Source organism: Pseudomonas sp. GW821-FHT09C08, assembly GCF_059418125.1.
Window position 1 is genome coordinate 38,287 of sequence record NZ_JBWKPG010000005.1, and the last position, 21,513, is coordinate 59,799.

15 protein-coding genes are annotated in these 21,513 nt (G+C 63.6%); 4 read left to right on the forward strand and 11 right to left on the reverse strand.

Annotated elements, in window-relative coordinates; translation table 11 throughout:
- The first annotated feature begins 49 nt into the window (after positions 1 to 49).
- On the forward strand, positions 50 to 493 hold the full coding sequence (locus AC07OJ_RS18265; RefSeq protein WP_065900321.1) for a TadE/TadG family type IV pilus assembly protein: 444 nt from the start codon (positions 50 to 52) through the stop codon (positions 491 to 493).
- Positions 490 to 3,219 (forward strand): PAS domain-containing sensor histidine kinase, encoded by a 2,730-nt coding sequence (locus AC07OJ_RS18270; protein WP_495094948.1) that lies wholly within the window; start codon positions 490 to 492, stop codon positions 3,217 to 3,219. The genes AC07OJ_RS18265 and AC07OJ_RS18270 overlap by 4 nt, the downstream gene beginning before the upstream one ends.
- On the opposite strand, the gene AC07OJ_RS18275 is transcribed toward AC07OJ_RS18270, so the two are convergent.
- The 6 genes from AC07OJ_RS18275 to pbpC all read right to left on the reverse strand — a co-directional run bounded on the left by AC07OJ_RS18275 (position 3,216) and on the right by pbpC (position 10,061).
- Positions 3,216 to 5,165: a pilus assembly protein TadG-related protein gene (locus tag AC07OJ_RS18275; RefSeq protein WP_495094949.1), complete on the reverse strand. Its 1,950-nt coding sequence runs from the start codon at positions 5,163 to 5,165 to the stop codon at positions 3,216 to 3,218. The two genes, AC07OJ_RS18270 and AC07OJ_RS18275, sit on opposite strands and share 4 nt — an antisense overlap.
- Before the next feature lie 158 nt (positions 5,166 to 5,323).
- Positions 5,324 to 5,881, reverse strand: coding sequence for a DUF4136 domain-containing protein (locus AC07OJ_RS18280; protein WP_065900307.1), 558 nt, complete (start codon positions 5,879 to 5,881; stop codon positions 5,324 to 5,326).
- A gap of 45 nt (positions 5,882 to 5,926) precedes the next feature.
- Entirely contained in the window at positions 5,927 to 6,529 is a 603-nt protein-coding gene (locus AC07OJ_RS18285; protein WP_065900305.1) for a DUF4136 domain-containing protein, read from the reverse strand.
- Between the two features lie 24 nt (positions 6,530 to 6,553).
- Positions 6,554 to 7,303, reverse strand: a complete 750-nt coding sequence (locus AC07OJ_RS18290) for a methyltransferase (protein ID WP_201143461.1) — start codon at positions 7,301 to 7,303, stop codon at positions 6,554 to 6,556.
- Complete coding sequence (locus tag AC07OJ_RS18295) at positions 7,296 to 7,604, reverse strand: MazG-like family protein (RefSeq protein ID WP_065900301.1); 309 nt, start codon at positions 7,602 to 7,604, stop codon at positions 7,296 to 7,298. The genes AC07OJ_RS18290 and AC07OJ_RS18295 overlap by 8 nt, the downstream gene beginning before the upstream one ends.
- Before the next feature lie 141 nt (positions 7,605 to 7,745).
- Positions 7,746 to 10,061: a peptidoglycan glycosyltransferase PbpC gene (gene pbpC / locus AC07OJ_RS18300; RefSeq protein WP_495094950.1), complete on the reverse strand. Its 2,316-nt coding sequence runs from the start codon at positions 10,059 to 10,061 to the stop codon at positions 7,746 to 7,748.
- A gap of 234 nt (positions 10,062 to 10,295) precedes the next feature.
- Here pbpC and AC07OJ_RS18305 point away from each other — a divergent pair, with 234 nt between their 5' ends.
- Positions 10,296 to 10,589: a hypothetical protein gene (locus AC07OJ_RS18305; RefSeq protein WP_065900299.1), complete on the forward strand. Its 294-nt coding sequence runs from the start codon at positions 10,296 to 10,298 to the stop codon at positions 10,587 to 10,589.
- A 135-nt stretch (positions 10,590 to 10,724) separates the two neighbouring features.
- Here the strand turns inward: AC07OJ_RS18305 and AC07OJ_RS18310 are convergent, their stop codons facing one another.
- Entirely contained in the window at positions 10,725 to 15,626 is a 4,902-nt protein-coding gene (locus AC07OJ_RS18310) for an alpha-2-macroglobulin family protein (RefSeq protein ID WP_495094951.1), read from the reverse strand.
- 224 nt (positions 15,627 to 15,850) lie between these two features.
- On the opposite strand from AC07OJ_RS18310, the gene AC07OJ_RS18315 reads away from it, so the two are divergent.
- Positions 15,851 to 17,188 carry an MATE family efflux transporter gene (locus AC07OJ_RS18315; protein WP_065900295.1) on the forward strand — a complete coding sequence of 446 codons (1,338 nt, stop codon included), beginning with the start codon at positions 15,851 to 15,853 and terminating at the stop codon, positions 17,186 to 17,188.
- Here AC07OJ_RS18315 and AC07OJ_RS18320 read toward each other — a convergent pair.
- The 4 genes from AC07OJ_RS18320 to AC07OJ_RS18335 all read right to left on the reverse strand — a co-directional run bounded on the left by AC07OJ_RS18320 (position 17,133) and on the right by AC07OJ_RS18335 (position 21,513).
- Positions 17,133 to 18,026 (reverse strand): alpha/beta hydrolase, encoded by an 894-nt coding sequence (locus AC07OJ_RS18320; RefSeq protein WP_495094952.1) that lies wholly within the window; start codon positions 18,024 to 18,026, stop codon positions 17,133 to 17,135. The genes AC07OJ_RS18315 and AC07OJ_RS18320 overlap by 56 nt on opposite strands.
- 179 nt (positions 18,027 to 18,205) lie before the next feature.
- The gene (speA, locus tag AC07OJ_RS18325) at positions 18,206 to 20,119 is read right to left on the reverse strand and encodes an arginine decarboxylase (RefSeq protein WP_065900291.1); all 1,914 of its coding nucleotides are present in this window, start codon (positions 20,117 to 20,119) and stop codon (positions 18,206 to 18,208) included.
- A 211-nt stretch (positions 20,120 to 20,330) separates the two neighbouring features.
- Positions 20,331 to 20,702: a translation initiation factor Sui1 gene (locus AC07OJ_RS18330; RefSeq protein WP_005784408.1), complete on the reverse strand. Its 372-nt coding sequence runs from the start codon at positions 20,700 to 20,702 to the stop codon at positions 20,331 to 20,333.
- A gap of 274 nt (positions 20,703 to 20,976) precedes the next feature.
- Positions 20,977 to 21,513, reverse strand: coding sequence for an NUDIX hydrolase (locus tag AC07OJ_RS18335; protein WP_495094953.1), 537 nt, complete (start codon positions 21,511 to 21,513; stop codon positions 20,977 to 20,979).

Consider the following 21,513-nt stretch of genomic DNA (forward strand, 5'->3'; position numbering starts at 1 on the left):
ATTGATTCTATGCTGATATCAGGTAGTAGCCGTCAGGGTAGACGCAGTCATGAAAACAGGCCTCCCCAGAAAGCAAAAAGGTGCTGCGGCGATCGAGTTCGCCCTGGTCTTCGGGATCTTCTTTGCCGTGTTTTATGGGTTGGTCAGCTATAGCCTGCCGCTGTTATTGATGCAGTCATTCAACCAGGCCGCAGCCGAGGCGGTGCGCCAGGCCATGTCCATAGACCCGGTCGCGGCCGGAACCGCCTACCCGACGCAGGTCACCCAGCGCGCGAAAGATACCGTCGCCGCGCAATTGAGCTGGATCCCCGCAAGCTTCCAGTTCCAGCCCTCCTTCGTCAGTGCCACCTACACCGGCACCACGCTGACCGTCGCGATCACCTACCCCAGTGCCAACCTCAACTCCGTATTCCCGGCCCTGGTGATCCCCGGCATAGGCAACGTACCGAGCCTGCCGACCAACCTGACGGCCAGTTCGAGTATCCAGTTTTGACCGCGGGGGATAACCTTTTCGGGCGCCTGTCGGGCCGCACCCGCCCGCAGGTTCTCGAGCCGCAAGCGGTGCCGGCTGCTGGGCTGCATGTGCGACTGGATGACCAAGGCCATGTCATCAGCCTCAGCGGCACGCTGCGCCAGCAATTGGCTGCGCAGGGCGTGGCCGAAGCCCGGCCATTATTGCGAGACCTGCTGTGTGCCGGCAGCGCGCTGAGCGTCGAAGGCCACCCCGCCGACTGGCAACGTCAAAGCCTCGACCTGGATTTCCAGGGCATCGGGCAGGTGCTGCACACCCGCGGCTGGGTCGAGCCAGAGGGTGACGGCTGGATCCTGCGCTTGCTCGACATCGGTGACTTGCTGACCGGCAGGCAACAGGCCGGGCAGCGCGAGCAGAACCATCAACTGGCTGGCCGCATGAGCGAGCAGTTGCGCGTCTGCAGCCTGGGTCGCTTGCCCGACGTGGTCACCGAGCAGCTGCGCAACCTGGCACAGCATTGGCGAATCCCCTGTGTTGCCCTGGCAGTGCCCGATGACGACGCGCGGGGTTCGCGGATCTACAGCCAATACACCGCCCATGACGCACCGGCCCTGTGGCAAACCGGCCAGCACCTCGGCACCGGCCTGGACGGCGTCAACGCCAACGTATCGCTGAGCCTGGCCAAGACACACAATGATCACCCGCGCCTGCTCAGCCTCTTCGGCCATGCCGACGGGTTGCTGGTGCCGTATCGCGACGCCGAGGGCGTTGCCGCCTGGCTGTTGTGCGGTTGCTACATCGGCGAGCCACAGACCCGCGAACGCGACTGGCTGGACCTTGCCGCCGCCCTCGCCGCGCCGTTGCTCAGCCGCCTGCGCGAACAGCGCGACCACCAACAACTGGAACGCATGGAAGCCCTGCAAGGCCTGCTCGGCACCGGTTGGTGGGAACTGCTGCCCGCCACCGAGGAAATCCAACTCGCGCCGAGCCTGTTGCGCAGCCTCGGCCAGGAAGACGGCGCGACGCGCCAGGCGCTGGGCCTGTGGCTGGAGCTGATTCATCCCGCCGATCGCCAGGAGCTCAACAGCCGCCTGCAGGATTTGCAGGCCCTGGGCAAACCCCTGCTGACCAGCGTCCGCCTGCAACGCACCGACGCCGACCAGCCGCTCTGGTATCGCGTGCAGGGCCAGGTACTGGGCGCGGGCGACAGTCGGCGCTGGATCGGCTTCATGCTCGACATCAGCGACATCAAGAACCAGCAACTGCAAGCCGCCGCCGCCCATGCGCGCCTGGACAACGTGATCGCCAGTTCTCCGGCGGTGATCTACGTACAACGCTACGTCGGCGGCGCGTTGCACCCGGCCTTCTTCAGCGACAGCCTGCTGCCCGTGCTGGGCTGGACCCTGGACGATTGCAGCCATGACAGCCTGGCCGCACTGATCCACCCCGAAGACCGCGACCTGTACTTTGATCGCACCCGCCAACTGCTGCGCGAAGGCAATGTGCGCAGTCGCTACCGGGTGCGTGACAAGCAGGGTGCCTACCATTGGCTGCTCGACGAGGCCAAGTTGCTGCGCGATGACCTGGGCCTGCCGGTAGAAGCCGTCGGGCTGTGGCTCGACGTGACCGAGGCGACCCTGGCCGCCGAGCAGATCAAGCAGAGCGAAGAACGCTATCGCATCCTGGTGGAAGACTCGCCGGCGATGATCTGCCGCTATCGCCCGGACTTGACCCTGACCTTCGGCAACACGCCACTGGCCAACTACCTGGAGTGCCGGCCAGAGCAACTGCCGGGGCTTCACCTCGGTGATTGGTTGTCGGACGAACAGCGCCAGGCATTTATCCAGCGCATCCGCCAACTGACCCCGGAATTCCCGGTGAGCACCGCCGAAATCAGCCTGCAACTGCCGGGTCGGGAACATGCCTGGTGGGTGTGGTCCGACCGTGGTGTATTCGATGAGCAAGGCGTATTGGTGGAAGTGCAGGCCGTTGGCCGCGATAACACTGAGGTACGTCGCTCCCAGCAACAACTGACCCAGAGCGCGAAGATGGCCACCCTCGGGGAAATGGCCACGGGCCTGGCCCACGAGATCAACCAGCCGCTGAATGTAATGCGCATGGCCATCGTCAATGTGCTCAAGCGCCTGGGCAACGGCGACGCGCAGATCGACTACCTGACGGAAAAGCTCCAGCGCATCGACGCCCAGGTCCAACGCGCGGCGCGTGTGGTGGATCATATGCGCGTGTTTGGCCGCCGCTCGGAAATCGAACAGCAGCCCTTCGACCCCTCCCAGGCCGTGGAGGGCACGCTGTCGCTGCTCGGCGAAGGGCTGCGCGGCAAGGGCGTGGACCTGCGCGTCACCCCGGCCGACTTCAGCGTGCAGGTTAAAGGCTACGCCGACCAGCTTGAGCAGGTGCTGATCAACCTGATGGTCAACGCCCGTGATGCGCTGCTGGGCAAACGTGAAAACAACCCGCAGTTCCGCCCCTGGATCGCCGTGCACTGCGAGCACGACAGCCGGCACGTACGCATTTGGGTCGAGGACAACGGCGGCGGCATCGACCCACGCTTGCTGGAACGGATTTTCGAGCCGTTTTTTACCACCAAGCCCATTGGCGTCGGCACGGGCTTGGGGCTGTCGGTGAGCTATGGGATTGTGGAAAACATGGGCGGACGGCTGAGCGTCACCAATGGCGAGCAAGGCGCGCGGTTTTGTGTGGAACTGCCGGTTGTTCAGCCAGGTTAGATCACCAGGTAGGCGCGGCCCATGTGGCAGGTGAGGTTGGCGCCGACTTCGGCGTTGCCCAGGCTGATGCCGAGGGCCGAGAGCAGCGTGTTGACGATGGGGTCGAGGACTGGTGCCAACACGGTCTGGACCAGGCTGATCACCGAACTGACGATGCTCGCCAGGGCAGTGGTGACCGTGCCGTTCGCCGCGCCGGGCGTGCTGCCACTGGGTGGCACATAGGTAACCTGCAAGCCACTCAAGGTCGCCCCCAAGCTATTGATGATATTGGTGGTGCCGGGGGCGTTTTGGTAAGTCGGCGTCGCGTTCATTTCGGCCACCGGTAAAAACACCATCGAGTTGGTTTGCGCAGCCACCGTGGATAGCGCCATTAAATTCAGGCCCCCGCCTACACCGGCGGTGCGCGGGCCGCAGAGCAGGGTCAGGACCACGCAATAGCGCTCGCCAAAATCGATCAGCCTGATGGGTTGCACGTTGACCGGTGCCTTTGAGGAAAACGCCGCAACCGGGTCAACATAGCCCACACCCAGGGTCGCGAGTGAGGTGGTGGTCTTCACCGTCAACGACTTGGTAGCCGGCGTGGTGCAGGTGAAGTCCGTCACGTAGCTTTGCGCGCTGGCCGCCTCGATGTAGATGGACAAGGACTGAGTGATATCGACGTCAGTGACATTACACGCCACCAGGCACAACACGCCCCCGACCACTGCCGGTAGATTCAGATTCAGCAGCCCGCCGACAACCTTGGATACCGGTGTCGTCAGCCCGCTCAGAATCGAGGAAACCCCGGAGACCACCTTGAGTATCGGCGCCTGCACAACCACCAATGTCCTGACTTGCGCGGTGCGCACAAAAATCTGATTGGTGGGGGGGGTGTTGGCCAGCCCGGCCTTCGCCAGCAAGGGATTGCCAATCGCCGACATTTGCGGAGGCTGGATCACTTGGGTCTGAATCGAGACGCTCCCCACGACGGGAATGTTCACCTGCGTAGCCACGCTGACGGCGGTCTTGCTATTGGACAGTTGCGCTACCGTCTCCAGCAGTTGAAACAGCTGCACGCTGGAATTCAACGCGGCCGCCGGCGTACCGGTCGCCACATTCAGCAGGCTGCCGACTGTCAGCACCTTGCTATTGGGGGCGATGGCCTTGATTGATAGCACGTCGTTGACGACCGCCTGGACCGCCGAGCCATTCTGCTGCAGCACCATCACCGCGGCATTGATCAGGTCGGTGGCGGACACGGCGGTGTTCAGCAACGTGGTGTAGTCACCCGCTGTCACGCCCAGGTTGATCGCCAACTGGTTGAGGTAACTCAACAGGTTCACATTGGTTTGAAGGATGCCATTCCAGCCGGCTGCGGTGATCGACAAGCTGCCACCCAGCAGATTGCCGATGACCAGGTTCAATAGCGGTGACTTCGTGGAATCCACCGACACCAGGCTGCTGCGGATCGTCAGCTGTGCCACCGGCGGTGCATACGCAGCCACGGCGGTCGCGCTCAAGGTCATCTGGGTGGACACCGGCACGCCGCTGAACATGTTCCAGAGACCACTGGCGATACTGGTCACCACGCTGCGCGTGGCGATCACCCGCACGGCATCGTTTTTTGTGGGGTCGGCGCTAAACACGCGGACATTGCTGGCATTGGTCACCAGCGAGCCGCAGGTAACTGCCAAGCCACGACTGGTGTCGCCCGCCACCACGGTGAAGCCATTGCGGGTGGCGTTCTGCACCGCATAGTCATTGGCAGTAGTCGAGGGCGTGCACAAGCCGCCACGGCCGGCGGCTTCCAGGGCGGCGGTGTCGGCGATGGACTGCAGCCGGCGCTTTTCCATATACAAGCGACCGCTGTCCACTGCCAACAGCATGAACACCAGGGCTACCGCCAGGGTACCCGCCGCCATCAAGCCAATTGCACCACGCTGCCGGGAACCAAGTCGGGGAGACATCAGGCACTCCTTAGCGCTTACTCTCCGTAGTTGGTTTGAAGTGTAGACAAGGCTTGGAGGGTGCGCTGGCCCGGCGCCACCCGGGTGACTAACGGGAATTCACCGGCTGCAGCAGGCCTCATGTGGGAGCAAGCCTGCTCCCACATGGGATAGTGGTTTTAGTGAGGGGGATAGCTGGAGAGGACGCGATTGACCGTGGTACGGATGGCTTTGTCGCGATCCTGCGGGTTTGGGGAAGTGGCCATCATTTGCTCGTCACTGCCGCGCCACACCAGCTTGCCGTCCTTGCCGTCGAGCAGGTCGATCTGGATGGTGGCGACTTTGTAAGTCACGTTGCGGGTTTCGTTGTACATCGGCCCGCCCCAGTAGCCATTCCAGGGGCCACCCCAGGCGCCGCCGTAGTTGGTGGTGACTTGCTGCTGGCGGTCCTCGACGATGAGATAGGCCTGCACGCTCAAGTCAGCCTTGGTGCCTGCCGCAGCCGGGCGCAGGCCGCGCTGGTCGAGTTGCTCACCCACCGCCTGGCGAATGCGTTGCTCGGTAAGGTCGCTCTTGATCCGTGGATCATCCGGGCGGTATTGCAGCGCCGGGTCTTTCCAGGCCCAGCTGCGGTAGGCGCCGAAGTCCCGGCTGGCATCAAAATCGTGGTTGACCTGGGTATTCTGGCAACCGCCCAGCAGCACAACAAACGCGAGCGTAGCGATACGACGAAACATGGTTGTTCTCCAAAGAGCGACCTGCACTTGAAATGAGAATAGCTGTTAACTCGGAGGATAGGCCGTCATTGCCTTCTGCACCGCCTGGCGCAAGGCATCCCCGCGCTCACTGAGGCTTCCCTGGCTGCCCGTCTCCGCGCTGGCACTCCACACCGGCTGGCCCGTGCGGGCATCGAACAGATTGACGCGAACCACCACGACCTGGACTTCATAGGTGCGCACGATCGGCACGGAGTTGTACATGCCATAACCATTGCCATAGCGGTTGTAGCCGCCGTAACCATAGCCGTAGTCATCCTGGACTTGCTTGAGGCGCTTCTCCAGGCGCACATCGGCGCTCACGAACAGGTCGGCCGGACGGCTGTCGTGCAAGGGCCGCAGGCCGCGCTGGTCAAGGGCACCGCTGACCGCCTCGGCAATTTGCGCCGAATCCGCCCAGGCTGTGCCGGCCGGCAGTTGGCCGTTGCGCCAGGCCCAATTGCGGTAGGCGCCATAGTCACGCACCGGCGCCGGGTAGGCGCTGGCATCGAAGGTGTTGGCTGCCTGCGCGGGGGCGGGCGGGATCGGCGCTGAAGCAGCCACATAAGGGTTGGGACTGGAACAGGCGCCCAGCCCAAGGGACAACAGGATCAAACAGAGACGACGCATTTCGACCTCCGCAGACTGGGCCGCTTATACCGGACGGCAGATCCAGTGCAAATAACGCCCAAGTCCGGCAAAGCTTGGGTGACGACGGTGAGCGAGCTCCATCTCTACAAGGTCCTGTAAATCCGCGCGGGCCTGGAATTCCACCGGCATATAGTCGTGGAAAACCCGCACGCCACTCTGGCTTTCGACCTGCCAAAGCCCCTCGAGTTGCGCCGCCAACTCACGTGGGTCCAGCGGCTGTTGCGGGGTCAGGCTCTGCTTTTCGCCGGCCAGGTCATTCTTGCGCATTTTGCGGAAGTGGCCCTTGAGCAGATTGCGATAAATCAGCGCATCACGGTTGTAGAACGCCAGCGACAGCCAGCCGCCTGGCACCGTGAGCTGGTGCAGCACCGGCAGGATGGCGTGGGGTTCGGCCAACCACTCCAGCACGGCATGGCACAGCACCAGGTCGTAGGGTTCGGTCAGTTGGCCCAGCAGGTCTTGCCAGGGCGCATGGATGAAGGTCGCCGTTTGTCCGGCCTCGGCAAACCGTTGACGTGCGCCCTCGAGCATCGGCTCGGCGGGTTCGGCCAGGGTCACCTGATGACCGCGCTCGGCCAGCCACAGCGACATGTGCCCAAGGCCCGCGCCGATATCCAGCACACGCAGCGGGCGGTCCGGCAGCGCTTCGGCCAGGTCGGCCTGGAGTACCGCCAGGCGAATCGCGCCTTTGGCGCCGCCGTAGATCTTTTCGGCGAAGCGCGTGGCCAACTGGTCGAAATGGCGGTCACTCATGGGCGAACCGCCGTTCACTGTCGGCCAGCTTGGCGCGCACCACCTCGTTCATGTCCAGGCCCAGCTCACTGCACAGCAACAACAGGTACAGCACGATATCGCCGACTTCCTGCCCGGCGTGGGCGAGTGCGTCGGCAGGCAACTGGCGGGACTGGTCTTCGGTCAGCCATTGGAAGATTTCGACCAGTTCGGCCATTTCCACGCTGGCGGCCATGGCCAGGTTTTTCGGGCTGTGGAACTGCTTCCAGTCGTTGGTATCGCGGATGCGATGCAGGCGTTCGGTGAGGTGTTCGAGGTTCATGCGGGGGCTCCTGAAGGTGGATAGCTTCGGGGGGAATGGCTTTGAAGGCAAGTGAACCTTTGGCGCGCTATCGCCGGCAAGCCGGCTCCTACGGTTTGGAATGCATTCCCCTGTAGGCGCCGGCTTACCGGCGATGGCGGTTCAGTCGACGACGCTGAATTCGAGCCGGGCGGTCTGTCCGGCTTCGTCGAGAACGCTGAGCTGGTAGCGGCCCAGGTGCTCGAAGCTGGCATTGATAAATTCCTGGTTGGCGCTGTCACCCAACGGTGCACCATTGAGGAACCACCAGCGCCGGCCACTGCCGCCCAGGGCGGAGAGTTTCAGGCGCAGGGCTTGCTGGCTGGCGGCCGGCAGGCGCAATTGGTCACCTTCGCGCACGCCGACGATGGACAGCGGCGACGAAGCGGCCAAGGCCGGCGGCGGGCAATCAGGGTCGGCCGGCGGAATCCGCGCTTCACGACGCTCCGCCCTGGGCAGCCAGGGTTCCAGCGGCGCCGGCCACAAGGCTATGTTTTTCGCCACCGCGCCAGGGCAATGGGCATCCACTCGCAGGCCCTTGGCATTGACCCAGACGCTTTCCATCAAGCCTACGCTCAACGGTTGATCCAACGCCTGCAAGGTCGGCGGCGTGGTGTTGTCCAGCGTCCAGGCAAACCGCTGGCGACGGCAATTAGGGTCGCTGCGGCTCATGGGCTGGCCCAGTGGCCAACAGATCGCGGCCACGCCGACATTGGCCGGCACCGGTTTGACCGGTGCGCTGATACCGCGCTGGCTGTCGCGGTTGGTCAGTACATCGTGCACCTGCAGCATCAACGGCGCCGCCGACGCGAGGCCGAACTGCCCCGGCACCGGCGTGCCGTCCGGGCGGCCAATCCACACGCCGATCAAATAGCGCGGCCCGACACCAATCGCCCAGGCATCGCGAAAACCGTAGCTGGTGCCGGTTTTCCAGGCCAATACCGGGCGCTGTACCAGTTCGGCGCGCGGGTCACGGTCGGGCCGTGCCTGGCCGCTGAGGATGCGGCGGATGATCCAGGCGGATCCTGGCGACAACATTGGCCGCTCTCTGAGCGTATCGTCCGGCTGTAAACGGAGAGTGGCGCTCTTGCCATCCCGGGCGAAGGCACTGTAGCCACTGACCAGGTCTTCGAGGCGGCTGCCCGCGCCGCCCAGGATCAACGCCAGGTTGGGCTCGGCCAACGCCGGCAAGGCCAAGGGCACACCGCCGATACGCATCTGCGCGGCAAAGCGCTTGGGCCCGTAGGCTTCCAACAACTGCACCGCGGGCAAATTCAGTGAGCTGGACAGCGCCGTGCTCGCCGGCACCGCGCCGGTGAACCCCATGGAGAAGTTGCCCGGCCGGTAATCGCCGTAACGTCGGGGCACGTCCTGCAACAGGGATTCGGAATGAATCAGCCCGTCGTCCAGGGCCATGCCATACAGGAAGGGTTTCAACGTGGAGCCCGGCGAGCGCAGCGCGCTGATCATGTCCACATGGCCGAAGCGCTTGGTGTCGTTGATATCCACCGAGCCCAGGTAGGCGCGCACGGCCATGGTTTCCTCTTCCACCACCAGGATGGCGGCGGAGGTGTGTTCCGGCAGGCGTGCGCGCCAGCCCAGCAGCAGGTCTTCGAGCCGGCGTTGCAGGGTGGCATCCAGGGTGGTGCGGATCAGCGGCGGGCTGTCCGGACGGTTCAGGCGCCGAGCGAGCAAGGGCGCCAGGCTCGGTTCCAGGCGCGGGGCGAGCAGCAACGGTTCTTCGAGGGCTTCGTCCACCGCCGGCTGCGGCCATACCTGGAATTCGGCAAGGCGACGCAGCACCTTGTCGCGGGCTTCCTGGGCGCGCTGCGGGTGACGGTCGGGACGCAGGCGGCTGGGTGCCTGGGGCAACACCGCGAGCAGGGCGGCTTCGGCATGCGTCAGTTGCGCCGGCGATTTACCCAGGTACGCCCAACTGGCGGCAGCCACGCCCTGCAACGTGCCGCCAAACGGCGCGCGGTTCAGGTACAGGTTGAGGATCTGTTCCTTGGACAGGTGCCACTCCAACTGCGCCGTGCGCCACAACTGGCGCAGCTTGCCGTGGAAAGTCCGCGAGTGGGGGTCGAGCAGGCGCGCGACCTGCATCGACAAGGTGCTGCCGCCGGACACCACGCGCGCGCCCGTCAGGTTCTGCCACGTCGCCCGCACCAGCGCCAGCGGGTTCACCCCGGGGTGCTGATAAAACCAGCGGTCTTCGTAGGTGAGCAATGCGTCCAGGTAATACGGCGACACTTCGGCGGTCTGCACCGGGTAGCGCCATACACCATTGGCATCGGCAAACCGCCACAACGGCGTGCCATCCTCAGCCAGCACCACCCGCGCCAGGTCATCCTCGGGCAGCGGCAACGGCCAGATCCGATCCGCCAGCCACAGCAGCGCCACCAGCAACACCACGGCGCCCAAGCCCCAACGCAACACCCGTAGGAGCCGGCTTGCCGGCGAGAGCGGTGGTTCAGTGGGTAAATGCGTCACAGGCCCACCGCTCTCGCAGCAAGGCGGCGACCCGACAAGCCAGCCCCCATACTGAAATGCGTACACCAAAAACAAAGGAAACCCATTATTAAACCTGCAAACCTCTATGCTTCACGGAACTAGCCTGTCGCAATAACAACCAACGCACAGATACGCCCACCTTCTTATCAGGACACACACATGCAGGTAGAAAGCTTCTTCGAATGGTTGGGCCAGGCGCTCGGCTCCGTCATCCGCTTTATCGTCGACGGGCTCAGCGGGTTGTTCGGCGCCTTGACCCACGCGGGCGGCAACTTTATCGAAGGCCTGTCGCGCACGCTGGGCATGGACACGTCGATCATCAGCATCCTCACCCTGATCGTCGGCCTGCTCTTCCTGTACTCAGCCGTACGCGCCTTCATGCGCGCCTCGATCATCTTCGGCATCATTTGGCTGATGCTCGGCCTGTGGCTCCTCAGTTGGGTCGTCCACTAAACCAAAACCCAAAAACCCCTGTGGGAGCGGGCTTGCCCGCGAAGACGCTGGGTCAGTCCCCGATACGCTGACTGACACTACGCCTTCGCGAGCAAGCCCGCTCCCACATTAAGTCCGCATTTCAGGTTCAGACCTTCAACGCCCCTTGATCACCAGATCCGCCGGCGTCTCCCCCACCGCCTGCCAGTTCGGCCGGTACATCGACTCCACCTGCGGCGGCGGCACCCGGTAAGTCCCCGGCGTCACGGCCCGTGCCAGGTACAGCAGGTGCGTGGTGCCATACCCGTCGAGATTCATCGCCGCCACATAGCGGTCATCCCTGAATTCCTGGTGCTTGAGCGATGCATTCTGCATCGACTCACGCCACTCCTTGACCTGGCTGCTGGCGTTTTCCAGGCTCGCCGCGCTTTGCGCCAGGTTCTGGTTTTCCAGCTCCAGGCCCGCGGGCAGCAAGTCCACCACCAACGCGTCCGGCACCCGTTGCTTGGCGCTCACCGCCAGGTGCACCAGCACCAGGTCACCGCTGTTCAGCGTACGCAGGTTCAGCGGCTGACCATTCATGCCGAGGTATTCGCGGCGGATGCTCAGGTTGTCGCCACCGGCTGCCGGCGGCACTTGTGGATAACCCGACAGCGTCAGTTGCTGGTAAACCGGCGTGTCACCCTGATTGCTCAAGGTCAGGTCGCTGGACAGCTGCTTGCCGTCCAGCGCCAGGGTCGACTGCTGGTTATTCAACGCCTGCACACCGCCACTGCCGGTAAGCGACACCTGCCAGTTCGCCTCGGGCTGCGCGAATCCAAGACGCCCGGCCAGGAACAGCGAGTTACGTTCCTGGGTCGACAGGTATGGGCTGGCCGCCAACTGATCCGACAGCGTGAACAGGCGCTCCTCACGCTTGCCCTTGGCCAGGTCATTCTCTTCCAGCAAGGCCAGGATCATCGCCTGGTCGCGCAGCGGGCTGCCGTAATCGGCCAGCCACTCATTGGCATTGCGCTGGGTTGCCAGCCCCGCCTGCAGCGCCTGGTCGGCGCGCGGCTGATCGCCCATCTTCTGCAGGGCGATGGACAGCTGCACCAGCGGCAGCCCCGAACGTGCTTCGCTGCGTCGTTCGAAAATACTCCGCAGCGCGCCCAACGGTGCCTGCTGACTGCGCGCCAGGACCATGCCGGCGTAGGCCTGCACGGCGAAACGCGTGTGGTCGGCGCTGTCGCTGTAATCGACTTCGATCAGGTTACGTTCCTGCACATACCGCAGCAGGCGTTCGCTGGCCTTCTTCAAGGCCTCGGGCGGCACTGCAAAGCCCTGGTCACGGGCGCGCAGCAGGAAGTCGGTGACATACGCGGTCAGCCAATACTCCTCCTCACCATCGGCGCCCCACAGCCCAAAGCTGCCGTTGTAGCGCTGCATGCCCAGCAGGCGCTCGATGCCCAGCTCGATCTTGCGTTTGCGTGCGGCATCCGGCTCGCCTTTCACCCCCAGGCGCTTGAGCAAGGCGTCGTCGGCGTAGAGCGAGGGGTACAAGCCACTCGCGGTCTGCTCCAGGCATCCATAGGGGTAGGCCTTGAGCGCACTGATCTGCGCGCCCAGGTTCAACGGCGGTCGGCTCGACAGACTCAGCAACGCCTCGCGTCCCGACGCATCGAACTGCTCCAGCGTGCCAGCGGGCAGGCTCCACGGCTCGCTTTTGAGCACCGCGCGATAATGCTTGAGCAATGCCGGATACGCCGGGCGCACGCCCAGGGTCCATTCGCGACTGAACGGCGGCAGGTTTTCGCCGGGCAGGTCCAGGCCATTCACGGTCACCTTGACCTTGCCCTGGCCCAGGCCGCCCCAGGCTTTGACCGGGATGCGCAGCGTGGTGCGCTGGCCCTGCTTGAGTTCGACGGATTGCGCGCCACTGTTGACCAGCTCCAATTGCCCTTCGGCAGTCAGTTGTACATCCAGCTTCTGCGCCTTGCCCGACAGGTTGGACAAGTCCAGCGCCAGCGTGGTCTGGTCACCTCCGGCGAGAAAGCGCGGAGCCGACAGTTCGGCAATCAGCGGTGCGGCAATCACCGTCTTGCCCTCGGCCATGCCGTAGCGGTCATCGCTCCAGGCCTGGGCCATCAGGCGTAACTCGCCATTGAAGTCGGGGATATTGACGCTGACTTCGCCCTCGCCTTGCTCATTCAGGGTCACCGGTGCGCTTTGCAGCGCAACGATAGTGACGCTGGTATCCGGACGCTTGCCGCCCTTGGCCAGCGCCGCGTCACCACCGAAGGCCAGGCTGGCCAGGCGGCCCTGTCCGGCTTCGATCAACTGGCCGTAGATGTCGAACTGGTCGACACCATAGGCCTTGCGACCGAACAGGCTGGAGTACGGGTCCGGTGTCGGGTATTCGGTGATATTGAGGATGCCCACGTCCACCGCGGCCACCAGCACGTGCACCTGTTTGGGCACGCTGCCGTCCGCATTCTTCGCGGCAATCTTTACCGTCAGCGGTTGTTTGGGACGCATTTTTTCCGGCGCGGTCAGGGTCACGCCGAGTTTGCGCTGGGTGCGGTCCAGCGGCAGGTGCAGCAGGCCCACCGCGCGTTTAGGGGTGATATTGGCTTTGCGCTCGCCGGGGCGAATCACCAGCGCACTCACATACAGATCATGGCGTGACCATTTCGGGTCGAGCTTCACCGCGAAGCTTTTGCCTTCGGCCGGCACGTCGATTTCCTGCCACCACAGCGGCCCTTCAGCGGACTCCACCAGCAGGTAGCCTTTACCGGCAGCCGGCGGCGTGACCGTGACGTTGGCGGTATCGCCGTCGCCATACGCAGGCTTGTCCAACGCCAGCTTGACCTGGTCGGGCCGTACGGCGCCGCCCTCGGTATTGTCCTGGGCCTGGTAACCGGCCCAGAAACGCAGGCTGCTGACCAGGCCGGTCTGCGGGTCTTCGACCTCCACGCGATAAGGCCCCCACTCCACCTGGAAGCTGACCTTGGCGGTGTCGCCGGCCTTGATGTTCAGGGTCTGTTCGTCGAGGTTGAGGAATTTTTCGTTGTAGTGATAGCTCCAGCCATCGCTGTCGGAGTAGTTCCAGTAGTAGTCACGACGTTCGCGCACCAGGCGCACCTTGAGGTTTTGCGCGGCGAGTTTCTGCCCGTCCTGATTGGCTACCAGCACTTCGAATTCCGCCGGGCCGTCGCCGTTGGTTTCCTTGCCGTCAAACAACCCGCGCAGACCCGGCAGCTGTTCGGCCGGCCAGATCGGCTGCACCAGGCGCCGGGTGATCGGGCGCCCGCCCGACTCTTGCAGGCTGGCTTGCACGATCAATTGCAGCGGCGACTTGGCGTCGGCCCATTTGCTTTCCAGGGTGAGGTCTTCCTGGCCTTTGGCGTCGAGGACGCTTTCGTCCAACTCGAAATCCTGGCTCAGCTCTTCCTCGGTGACCGAACCGAACTGGTAGCCCGGCAGTGCCTTGACCGCTTCACGCAGCGGGCGCACATAGACCTGGCCGCTGACCCGGTTGCCCGAGGCCGGCGCGCCGTAGAGGTAGCGACCATTGACGTGAATGACCGGGTTATCCGCCGGGCTCAGGGCCGTGTCGCTGCCCTTGAGTTCCAGGGCCAGGCGCTCGGGCAGGAAGTCTTCGACAAGGAACTCATACAGCTGCGGCTTGCCGTCACCCAGGTCGAATACCAATTGCCAGCGCCCGGTCGGCGCTTCGCCCGCCAGTTGCAGTTGATACTGGTACAGGCCGGACGCATCGGCATCCCACACGAACTTGCGGCTCACCTGCTCATCCGGGCGACGCACTTCGACGCTCACCGGCTGCGGCTTGACCGCGTTGCCATCCTTGTCGCGCAGCAGGGCGTTGAGCAGCACGGTTTCGCCAGGGCGATACAAATCGCGCGGGCCAAACACAAAGAACTGCAACGGGTGGGACGGCTGGCCGCCGATGTCGAACTCGGCCAGATCCAGCGCGGCGCTGTCGAGGCGCAGCAGGCTAGTCTGTTCGCCTTGCTTGGCGAGCAGCACCTGGGCTTTTTTCGGCAGGGGCAACTCGGCGTGACCACCCTTCTCGGTCTTGCCCTGGCCCAGCACCCGGCCATTGGCATCCAGCACTTCGAGGTCGACGCCGTCCAGGGCCTTGCCGCCTTCGAGCGCCTGGGTGAACACATCCAGGCGGTTGGCATAGCGGTGCACCGACAGGCCGATATCACTCAAGGTGAACAACGTGGCCGGCTGCGAATAGTTGTAGGTGCCCGAGGCGCGCATCACCGCCAGGTACACGCCCGGCTGCTGCAATGGCTTGAGGCCGGCGATCGGCAACAACAGGGTTTCGCGGGTATTGCGCGCAGGGTTCAGGTCGAAACGCCCGCCGTAGACCAGGTCGGCCATAGGTAGCAGTTCGCGCGATTCATACCCTTGCAGGCTGGAGTTGCGGCCCCACTGCGCGAGAAACGACGGCAGCGATTCAGGCTTGATCCGGAAGAATTCGACGTCGATCTTGTCGACGTTCAGCGCGATCACCGGCAAGCCTTCGGCCAGGCGCGTCGGCAGCAAGGTGCCACGGCTGGCGAAGCCGACAGTGGCTTGCAGATCACGGGTTTCCAGGCGCGCGCTGTATTCGGCAGCAAGTGTGTTGTCGTTGACCGCCTTCACCCCGGCATCGACCGTGAGCACCAGCTTGCGCTGCGGCTCCAGGTGACGCAGGCGCAGCTCCATCAGGTTATCGGAGAGTTCCCAGGCACCATCGACCTTGCCGGACTTGGCATCGACCAGATGCAGTTTGTCGGCGAATTTCTGTTCGGGATCCAGTGGAATCGAAAAACTCACCGACAGGGTGCTGGCGCCATCCAGCTGCACCTCGGAGACGTCCACCACGCTCAACTCACGCCCGGCATAGCGCTGCTTCAATGCCGCCACATCCACCGCCGCCTTGGCCGGCTTCGGTGCGGTACTCGTCGCCGCTGCTGGAGCGGCCGGGGCTGCCGGTTTATCGGAAGAGTCGCAAGCGCTCAGCAGGGCCAGCGCACAGGCCAGGAACAGTCCTTTGTTAAGCATGGGGCACTCGTAGTGAGAGGGATCCGAGGGGTGAACTATATATCAGCGCCAGCCAAGCCGATGTGGCGCTGGTCACATTGACCGACGGAGGGCAGTTTGGTTCTCGAACGGCTCAAGCCCAGCCAAATCCCACAACCAACACCAACTCCCTGTGGGGGCCGGCTTGCCGGCGCCGACATTCGTTCTGCGGACAGTTACAATGCCGCTCCCCCGTAGGAGCCTCCATGAATTCCCTGCTCACCGACTGGCGCCACCGCCCCACTCACCGCCGCGTCTGGGCCCTGGCCGCGCCGATGATCCTGTCGAACATTTCGGTGCCGCTGGTGGCACTGGTGGACAGCATGGTGATCGGCCACCTGCCGCACGCCCACCAACTCGGCGCGGTGGCGGTCGGTGCCAGCCTCTACACCTTTCTGGCCTGGGCCATGGGTTTCCTGCGCATGGGTTCCACCGGATTCGCCGCCCAGGCCGCCGGGCGTAATGATGGAGCGGCGCTGCGGCAAATCCTGCTGCAGGGTTTGCTGCTGGCACTGGGGTTGGCGATGCTGCTGGGAACCGTCGGCATCCCCCTGAGCCATCTGGCGCTGGAGTGGATGCAACCGTCGCCCGAACTCAACCAACTGACTCGCGACTTCTTCCACACCCGCCTGTTTGGCCTGCCCGCCGCGCTGGCCAGTTACGCGCTGGTCGGCTGGTTCCTCGGCACGCAAAACGCCCGCGCGCCGCTGGCGATCCTGCTGACCACCAACCTGGTGAATATCGCCTTGAACCTGTGGTTCGTACTCGGCCTGGATTGGGGTGTGGTCGGCTCCGCGCGCGCCTCGGTCATTGCAGAATGGACCGGCGCCCTGCTCGGCCTGGTCCTGACGCAAAAAGCCCTGCGCGCCTACCCAGGGCACATCGCCTGGGCTGCGCTAAAGGTGTGGCAAAGCTGGCGGCCGCTGCTGGCGGTCAACCGCGATATTTTTATCCGCAGCCTGGCGCTGCAATCGGTGTTTTTCATGATCACTGTGCAAGGTGCACGCCTGGGTGACGCCACCGTGGCCGCCAACGCACTGCTGCTCAACGGCCTGCTGCTGACCGCGCATGCCCTCGACGGCCTGGCCCACGCAGTCGAAGCGCTGTGCGGCCACGCCATCGGCGCGCATGATCGCCAGGCCCTGCGCCGTTCATTGGTGGTCGCCTGCGGTTGGTCGCTGATCGCCAGCGTCGGCTTCGCCCTGCTGTTCACGTTCGCCGGGCACCTGTTTATCGCAATGCAGACCGACATCCCCAGCGTGCGTGAAACGGCTGACATCTACCTGCCATACCTGGCGGTGCTGCCATTGATTGCGGTGTGGAGTTATTTACTGGACGGCCTTTTTATCGGCGCCACGCGTGCGCGCGAAATGCGCAATGGGATGCTGTTGACCGTGCTGATCCTGCTGCCGTTCGCGTGGCTGTTGCAGGGCTACGGCAACCACGGCCTGTGGATAAGTTTCCTGCTGTTCATGGCATTGCGCAGCCTCACGTTGTGGGCGATTGCCTGGCGCCTGAATCGGCAGAATCAGTGGCTTGGATGAAATCCACGACCCGGTCCAGCAACGGTGCCAGCCAGCGCAACGGTTTGGAGATGGCCGCCACCAGCGTCTGGTGGTTGGTCTTGCCGAAGTAGAACTCCTCCACCGGCACACCGGCCGCCCGTAACGCGTTGGCCAGCCCGCCGGTGTTGCGCGTGGGGTTGACCAGTGTGTCGGACGAAGAGGCGATCAACAGGCTCGGCGGCGCGCCGGCACTGACATGGTTGATCGGCTGGGAGTCCGGGGGTGAGTGGGGGAAGAAAAACACCGGCTTCACGTCGGGGTTTTCAATCGGCAAAAAGTCATACGGCCCGGCCAGACCGATCCAACCCTTGAGCATCGACGGCGACAGGTTCGCTTCGTTGAGCCAGCGCGCATCCAGCGCCAGCATCGCGGCGTTGTAGGCGCCGGAACTGTGGCCCATCACATACAGCTTGCGGGGATCGCCGCCGTATTCAGCACTGTGCTGATACGTCCAGGCGACCGCTTGGGCACCGTCCTGAAGAAACAGTGGGTAACGCACTTGCGGGTAAAGCCGATAATCGGCGATCACCACCACAATGCCGCGCGAGGCCAGGGCTTCGCCGACAAAACCGTAATCATCCTTGGAGCCACTGTTCCAGCTGCCGCCATAGAAAAACACCACCACGGGGGCGTTCGGCGAAGCATTGGCCGGGCGGTAGATATCGAGTTTCTGGCGGGGATCATCGCCGTAGGCGACGGAGGAGGTTTTGGTGAAAGTGCTGGAGGGCGTGAGTGCGTTGAGCACCTTGATGGGCGAGCAGGCTGCGAGCAGCGCAGCAATGGCCAGGGTGCAGACTTGCAGGAGCTTTTTCGACATGACTCAGGCCCTATAAAAACTGCAGGACTTGCGGCGGTCCAAATGTGGGAGCGGGCTTGCTCGCGAAGGCGGTGTGTCAGTCGGCACCTGTATTGACTGATACACGCCTTCGCGAGCAAGCCCGCTCCCACACTGGATCTCTGTCACTTTGAGATCTTTTTCAGCCGGGAAGCGGCGACTTACGAAGACAGGTACGAAGACCGCGTCAGGCCCAGGCGCAAAGCGTCCAGGAACTGCGTACGCTCATTGGCGCTGATCTTCGCGCTGGCGCACTTGTCACGGTAGTGAGTCATCAACTCCTCCGGCGACAAGTGCACGTAGCGCAGCATGTCTTCGATGGTGTCATGGGTCTCGATACCGGCGCTGTACACCGAACCATCCTCGCGCTGGTAGATGTTCACCGAGTCGGTGTCACCGAACAGGTTGTGCATGTCGCCGAGGATTTCCTGGTAGGCCCCCACCAGGAAGATACCCAGCAGGTAGTCCTCGCCTTCGTTCAAGGCGTGCACCGGCAGGCTGGTCTCGATGCTCTGCTCGTCGACGTACTGCTTGATCTTGCCGTCGGAGTCGCAGGTCAAATCCTGCAGGACCGCGCGGCGCAGCGGTTCTTCGTCGAGACGGTGCAGCGGCAGGATCGGCAGTACCTGGCCGATGGCCCAAGTGTCCGGCAGGCTCTGGAACACCGAGAAGTTGCAGATGTACTTGTCGGCCAGCTTGTCGTTGAGTTCGTCCAGCACCTGGCGGTGCGAGCGCTGGCGGGCTTTCAACGAGTTGTGCAGGCGGCGGCAGACGGCGAAGTAGCACTGCTCGGCCAGGGCTTTTTCTGCCAGGGTCAGCTTGCCATCGGCGTACTGGGTGGCCACGTCGCTCATGTAGTGGGTGGCACGCCAGTAGGTCTCGGTGACCATCTCGATGTCGGTCGGGCCCAGCAGGTCCACCAGCCACTGCACGGTTTCCGGCAGGCTTTCCTTGTTTTCGATCTCCGGCACGTCGTCGTTGTGCTTCTCGACGTCAGTGACCTGCACCACCAGCATGGCGTGGTGGGCGGTCAGGGAGCGGCCGCTTTCGGAGAAGATGTGCGGGTGCGGCAGGCTCTGCGCATCGCAGAATTCCTTGAGCATGCCCACGACCACGCCGGCGTAGTCGTCCATGTCGTAGTTGATCGAGCTGGCGTTACGCGAGTGGGTACCGTCGTAGTCCACGCCCAGGCCGCCGCCGACGTCGATGTGGTCCACCGGCAGGCCGAGGTTGCGCAGCTCGCCGTAGTAACGAATGGCTTCCTTGAACCCGTGTTGGTAGTCGGCCAGGTTGGCGATCTGCGAACCCATGTGGAAGTGCAGCAGGCGGATGCCCTGGTCCAGGCCGGCAGCGCGGAAGCGCTCGACCACGGACAGCAGCTGCGCCGCCGACAGGCCGAATTTGGATTTCTCGCCACCGGTGTCCGCCCACTTGCTCGAGGCCAGGGACGACAAGCGCACGCGCAGGCCGACCTGCGGCTTGACCTTGAGGCTGGCAGCCTCTTCGATCACCAGCTCAACTTCGGATTCTTTCTCGATCACGATAAACACGTTGTGGCCGAGCTTCTGGCCCATCAGCGCCAGGCGGATGAACTCACGGTCCTTGTAACCGTTGCAGACGATGGTGCCGCCCTTCGGCGCCAGGGCCAGCACGGCCAGCAGCTCGGGCTTGGAGCCGGCTTCGAGGCCAATGGACACGTTCTGGGTTGCGATGATGTTCTCGATCACCGCCTCCTGCTGGTTCACCTTGATCGGGTACAGCGCGGTGTATTGGCTCTGGTATTCCAGGCGCTCGATGTTGGCATCGAAGGCACCGGTCAGCTGGCGCACGCGGTCTTGCAGGATGTCGGGGAAACGCACCAGCAACGGCAAGGACAGGCCGCTTTTGCGCAGCTCGTCGACTTGCTCGTACAGGTCGACGGGCGTGCTGTTCGGGCCGTTCGGACGAACTTCAACGCGACCGGCATCATTGATCGCGAAATACCCGGCCCCCCAATGGCGGATCCCGTAAACACTGCGGCTGTCCGCAACTGTCCATTGGCTGCCATCGTCTTTGCGTGTGCGTCGTACGGACATCGAAGTCCCCTATAAATGAAGTCGAAGGCGCCGCCTCTCTCTGAGGCTGGCGCAGTCTAAAGAATGAAAATGACGATTTGCCTGTAAGGAAGGTAGACCCCACTCGCAGGACAGAGTTTAGACACCGGTCAGGAACAGGCTCTGTGAAACCCATGGAGACGACAGTTCGCGTTCAGCGAACCGGCGGTCGGGGTGGGTTTCACAGAGGCTGCTAGCCGCCGGATTTCTTCGCCTTGTAACCCAGCTTGATCAGCTCGGCCAACAGCAACTCGACGTGGTCGCCCTGGATCTCGATGACGCCGTCTTTGAGCGCGCCACCGGTGCCACAGCGCTTTTTCAGCGTCGTGGCCAGCTCCTTCAGGGCATCTTCGGCCAGGGGCACGCCGGTGATGGTCGTCACCGTCTTGCCGCCACGGCCCTTGCTCTCGCGTCGCACGCGGGCAATGCCATCGCCTTCAGGGATCAGGGTCTGTTTGCAGGTACACGAATCCACGGGCTGACGACAGTCCGGGCAGTGTCGACCTGCGTCGGTGGAAAATACCAGGCCACCAAGGGCGGCGAAGGATGCGGCTTTTTTGGCCACCGGCAATCCTCTTGGGAGGACAAAGACTGATCGATCAGACGGACCGACCGCGAAGCCCCACTCAGGCAGGGGCAGCGCTACCGTACCGCCCTGTTTCAACCCCACCTGTAGCAGCCGGCTTGCCAGCGATGGCGTCCTAAAGATAGCCATCGCCGGCAAGCCGGCGCCTACAGTGATACCCGGGTGAAACAATCGTAGTACGGGTGAAAAGTCGCGCAGTGTAACGGCAAAAACGCGACTTGCTAAGGGCCAAATGGCGCCAATTTATGCAACTTTAGCGACGCGAGGCCAGATAGCGGCGCAAGCCCTCCTGGGCGTCCGGGCAGTAGGGCTTTTGCTCGGCCTCCTGCAGGACCGTTTCAATCGGTAAAAAGCGTGCTTCCATGACTTCTTCGGGCTGCAGGCTGAGCGGCCCGTCCCACGTCGCCGAGTAGGATTTGCACCAGAGCCGGCTGTCGCCATCTTCGAAATAGAAGTGGTCATGTTCGACCAACTCTACCCCGCCGACGCCCAGCTCTTCTTCCAACTCACGGGCGGCCGACACCGCATACAACTCGCCTGCCGCGACCATGCCGCCGGCTGCCGTGTCCCAGAAACCGGGATACAGGGCTTTGCTCAGGGTGCGCCGATGCACGCACAGCTCGCCCTTGGAGTTGAACAGGAAGATAAACGTGCACCGGCCAATCAGGCCGCGCTGGCGCAGGTCGGACCGCACCAGGTGGCCGAGCAGGTTGTCCTGCTCGTCGACCCAGCAGATCAGTTCGGCATCGGAGGCCGCACGGTGCGCGGCCTCGTTTTGAGCAGCGTCCAT

Coding starts and splice junctions, on each gene's coding strand:
- AC07OJ_RS18265 (WP_065900321.1), top strand. CDS start 50: ATGAAAACAGGCCTCCCCAGAAAGCAAAAAGGTGCTGCGGCGATCGAG.
- AC07OJ_RS18275 (WP_495094949.1), bottom strand. CDS start 5,165: ATGTCTCCCCGACTTGGTTCCCGGCAGCGTGGTGCAATTGGCTTGATG.
- AC07OJ_RS18280 (WP_065900307.1), bottom strand. CDS start 5,881: ATGTTTCGTCGTATCGCTACGCTCGCGTTTGTTGTGCTGCTGGGCGGT.
- AC07OJ_RS18285 (WP_065900305.1), bottom strand. CDS start 6,529: ATGCGTCGTCTCTGTTTGATCCTGTTGTCCCTTGGGCTGGGCGCCTGT.
- AC07OJ_RS18290 (WP_201143461.1), bottom strand. CDS start 7,303: ATGAGTGACCGCCATTTCGACCAGTTGGCCACGCGCTTCGCCGAAAAG.
- AC07OJ_RS18295 (WP_065900301.1), bottom strand. CDS start 7,604: ATGAACCTCGAACACCTCACCGAACGCCTGCATCGCATCCGCGATACC.
- AC07OJ_RS18305 (WP_065900299.1), top strand. CDS start 10,296: ATGCAGGTAGAAAGCTTCTTCGAATGGTTGGGCCAGGCGCTCGGCTCC.
- AC07OJ_RS18310 (WP_495094951.1), bottom strand. CDS start 15,626: ATGCTTAACAAAGGACTGTTCCTGGCCTGTGCGCTGGCCCTGCTGAGC.
- AC07OJ_RS18315 (WP_065900295.1), top strand. CDS start 15,851: ATGAATTCCCTGCTCACCGACTGGCGCCACCGCCCCACTCACCGCCGC.
- AC07OJ_RS18320 (WP_495094952.1), bottom strand. CDS start 18,026: ATGTCGAAAAAGCTCCTGCAAGTCTGCACCCTGGCCATTGCTGCGCTG.
- speA (WP_065900291.1), bottom strand. CDS start 20,119: ATGTCCGTACGACGCACACGCAAAGACGATGGCAGCCAATGGACAGTT.
- AC07OJ_RS18335 (WP_495094953.1), bottom strand. CDS start 21,513: ATGGACGCTGCTCAAAACGAGGCCGCGCACCGTGCGGCCTCCGATGCC.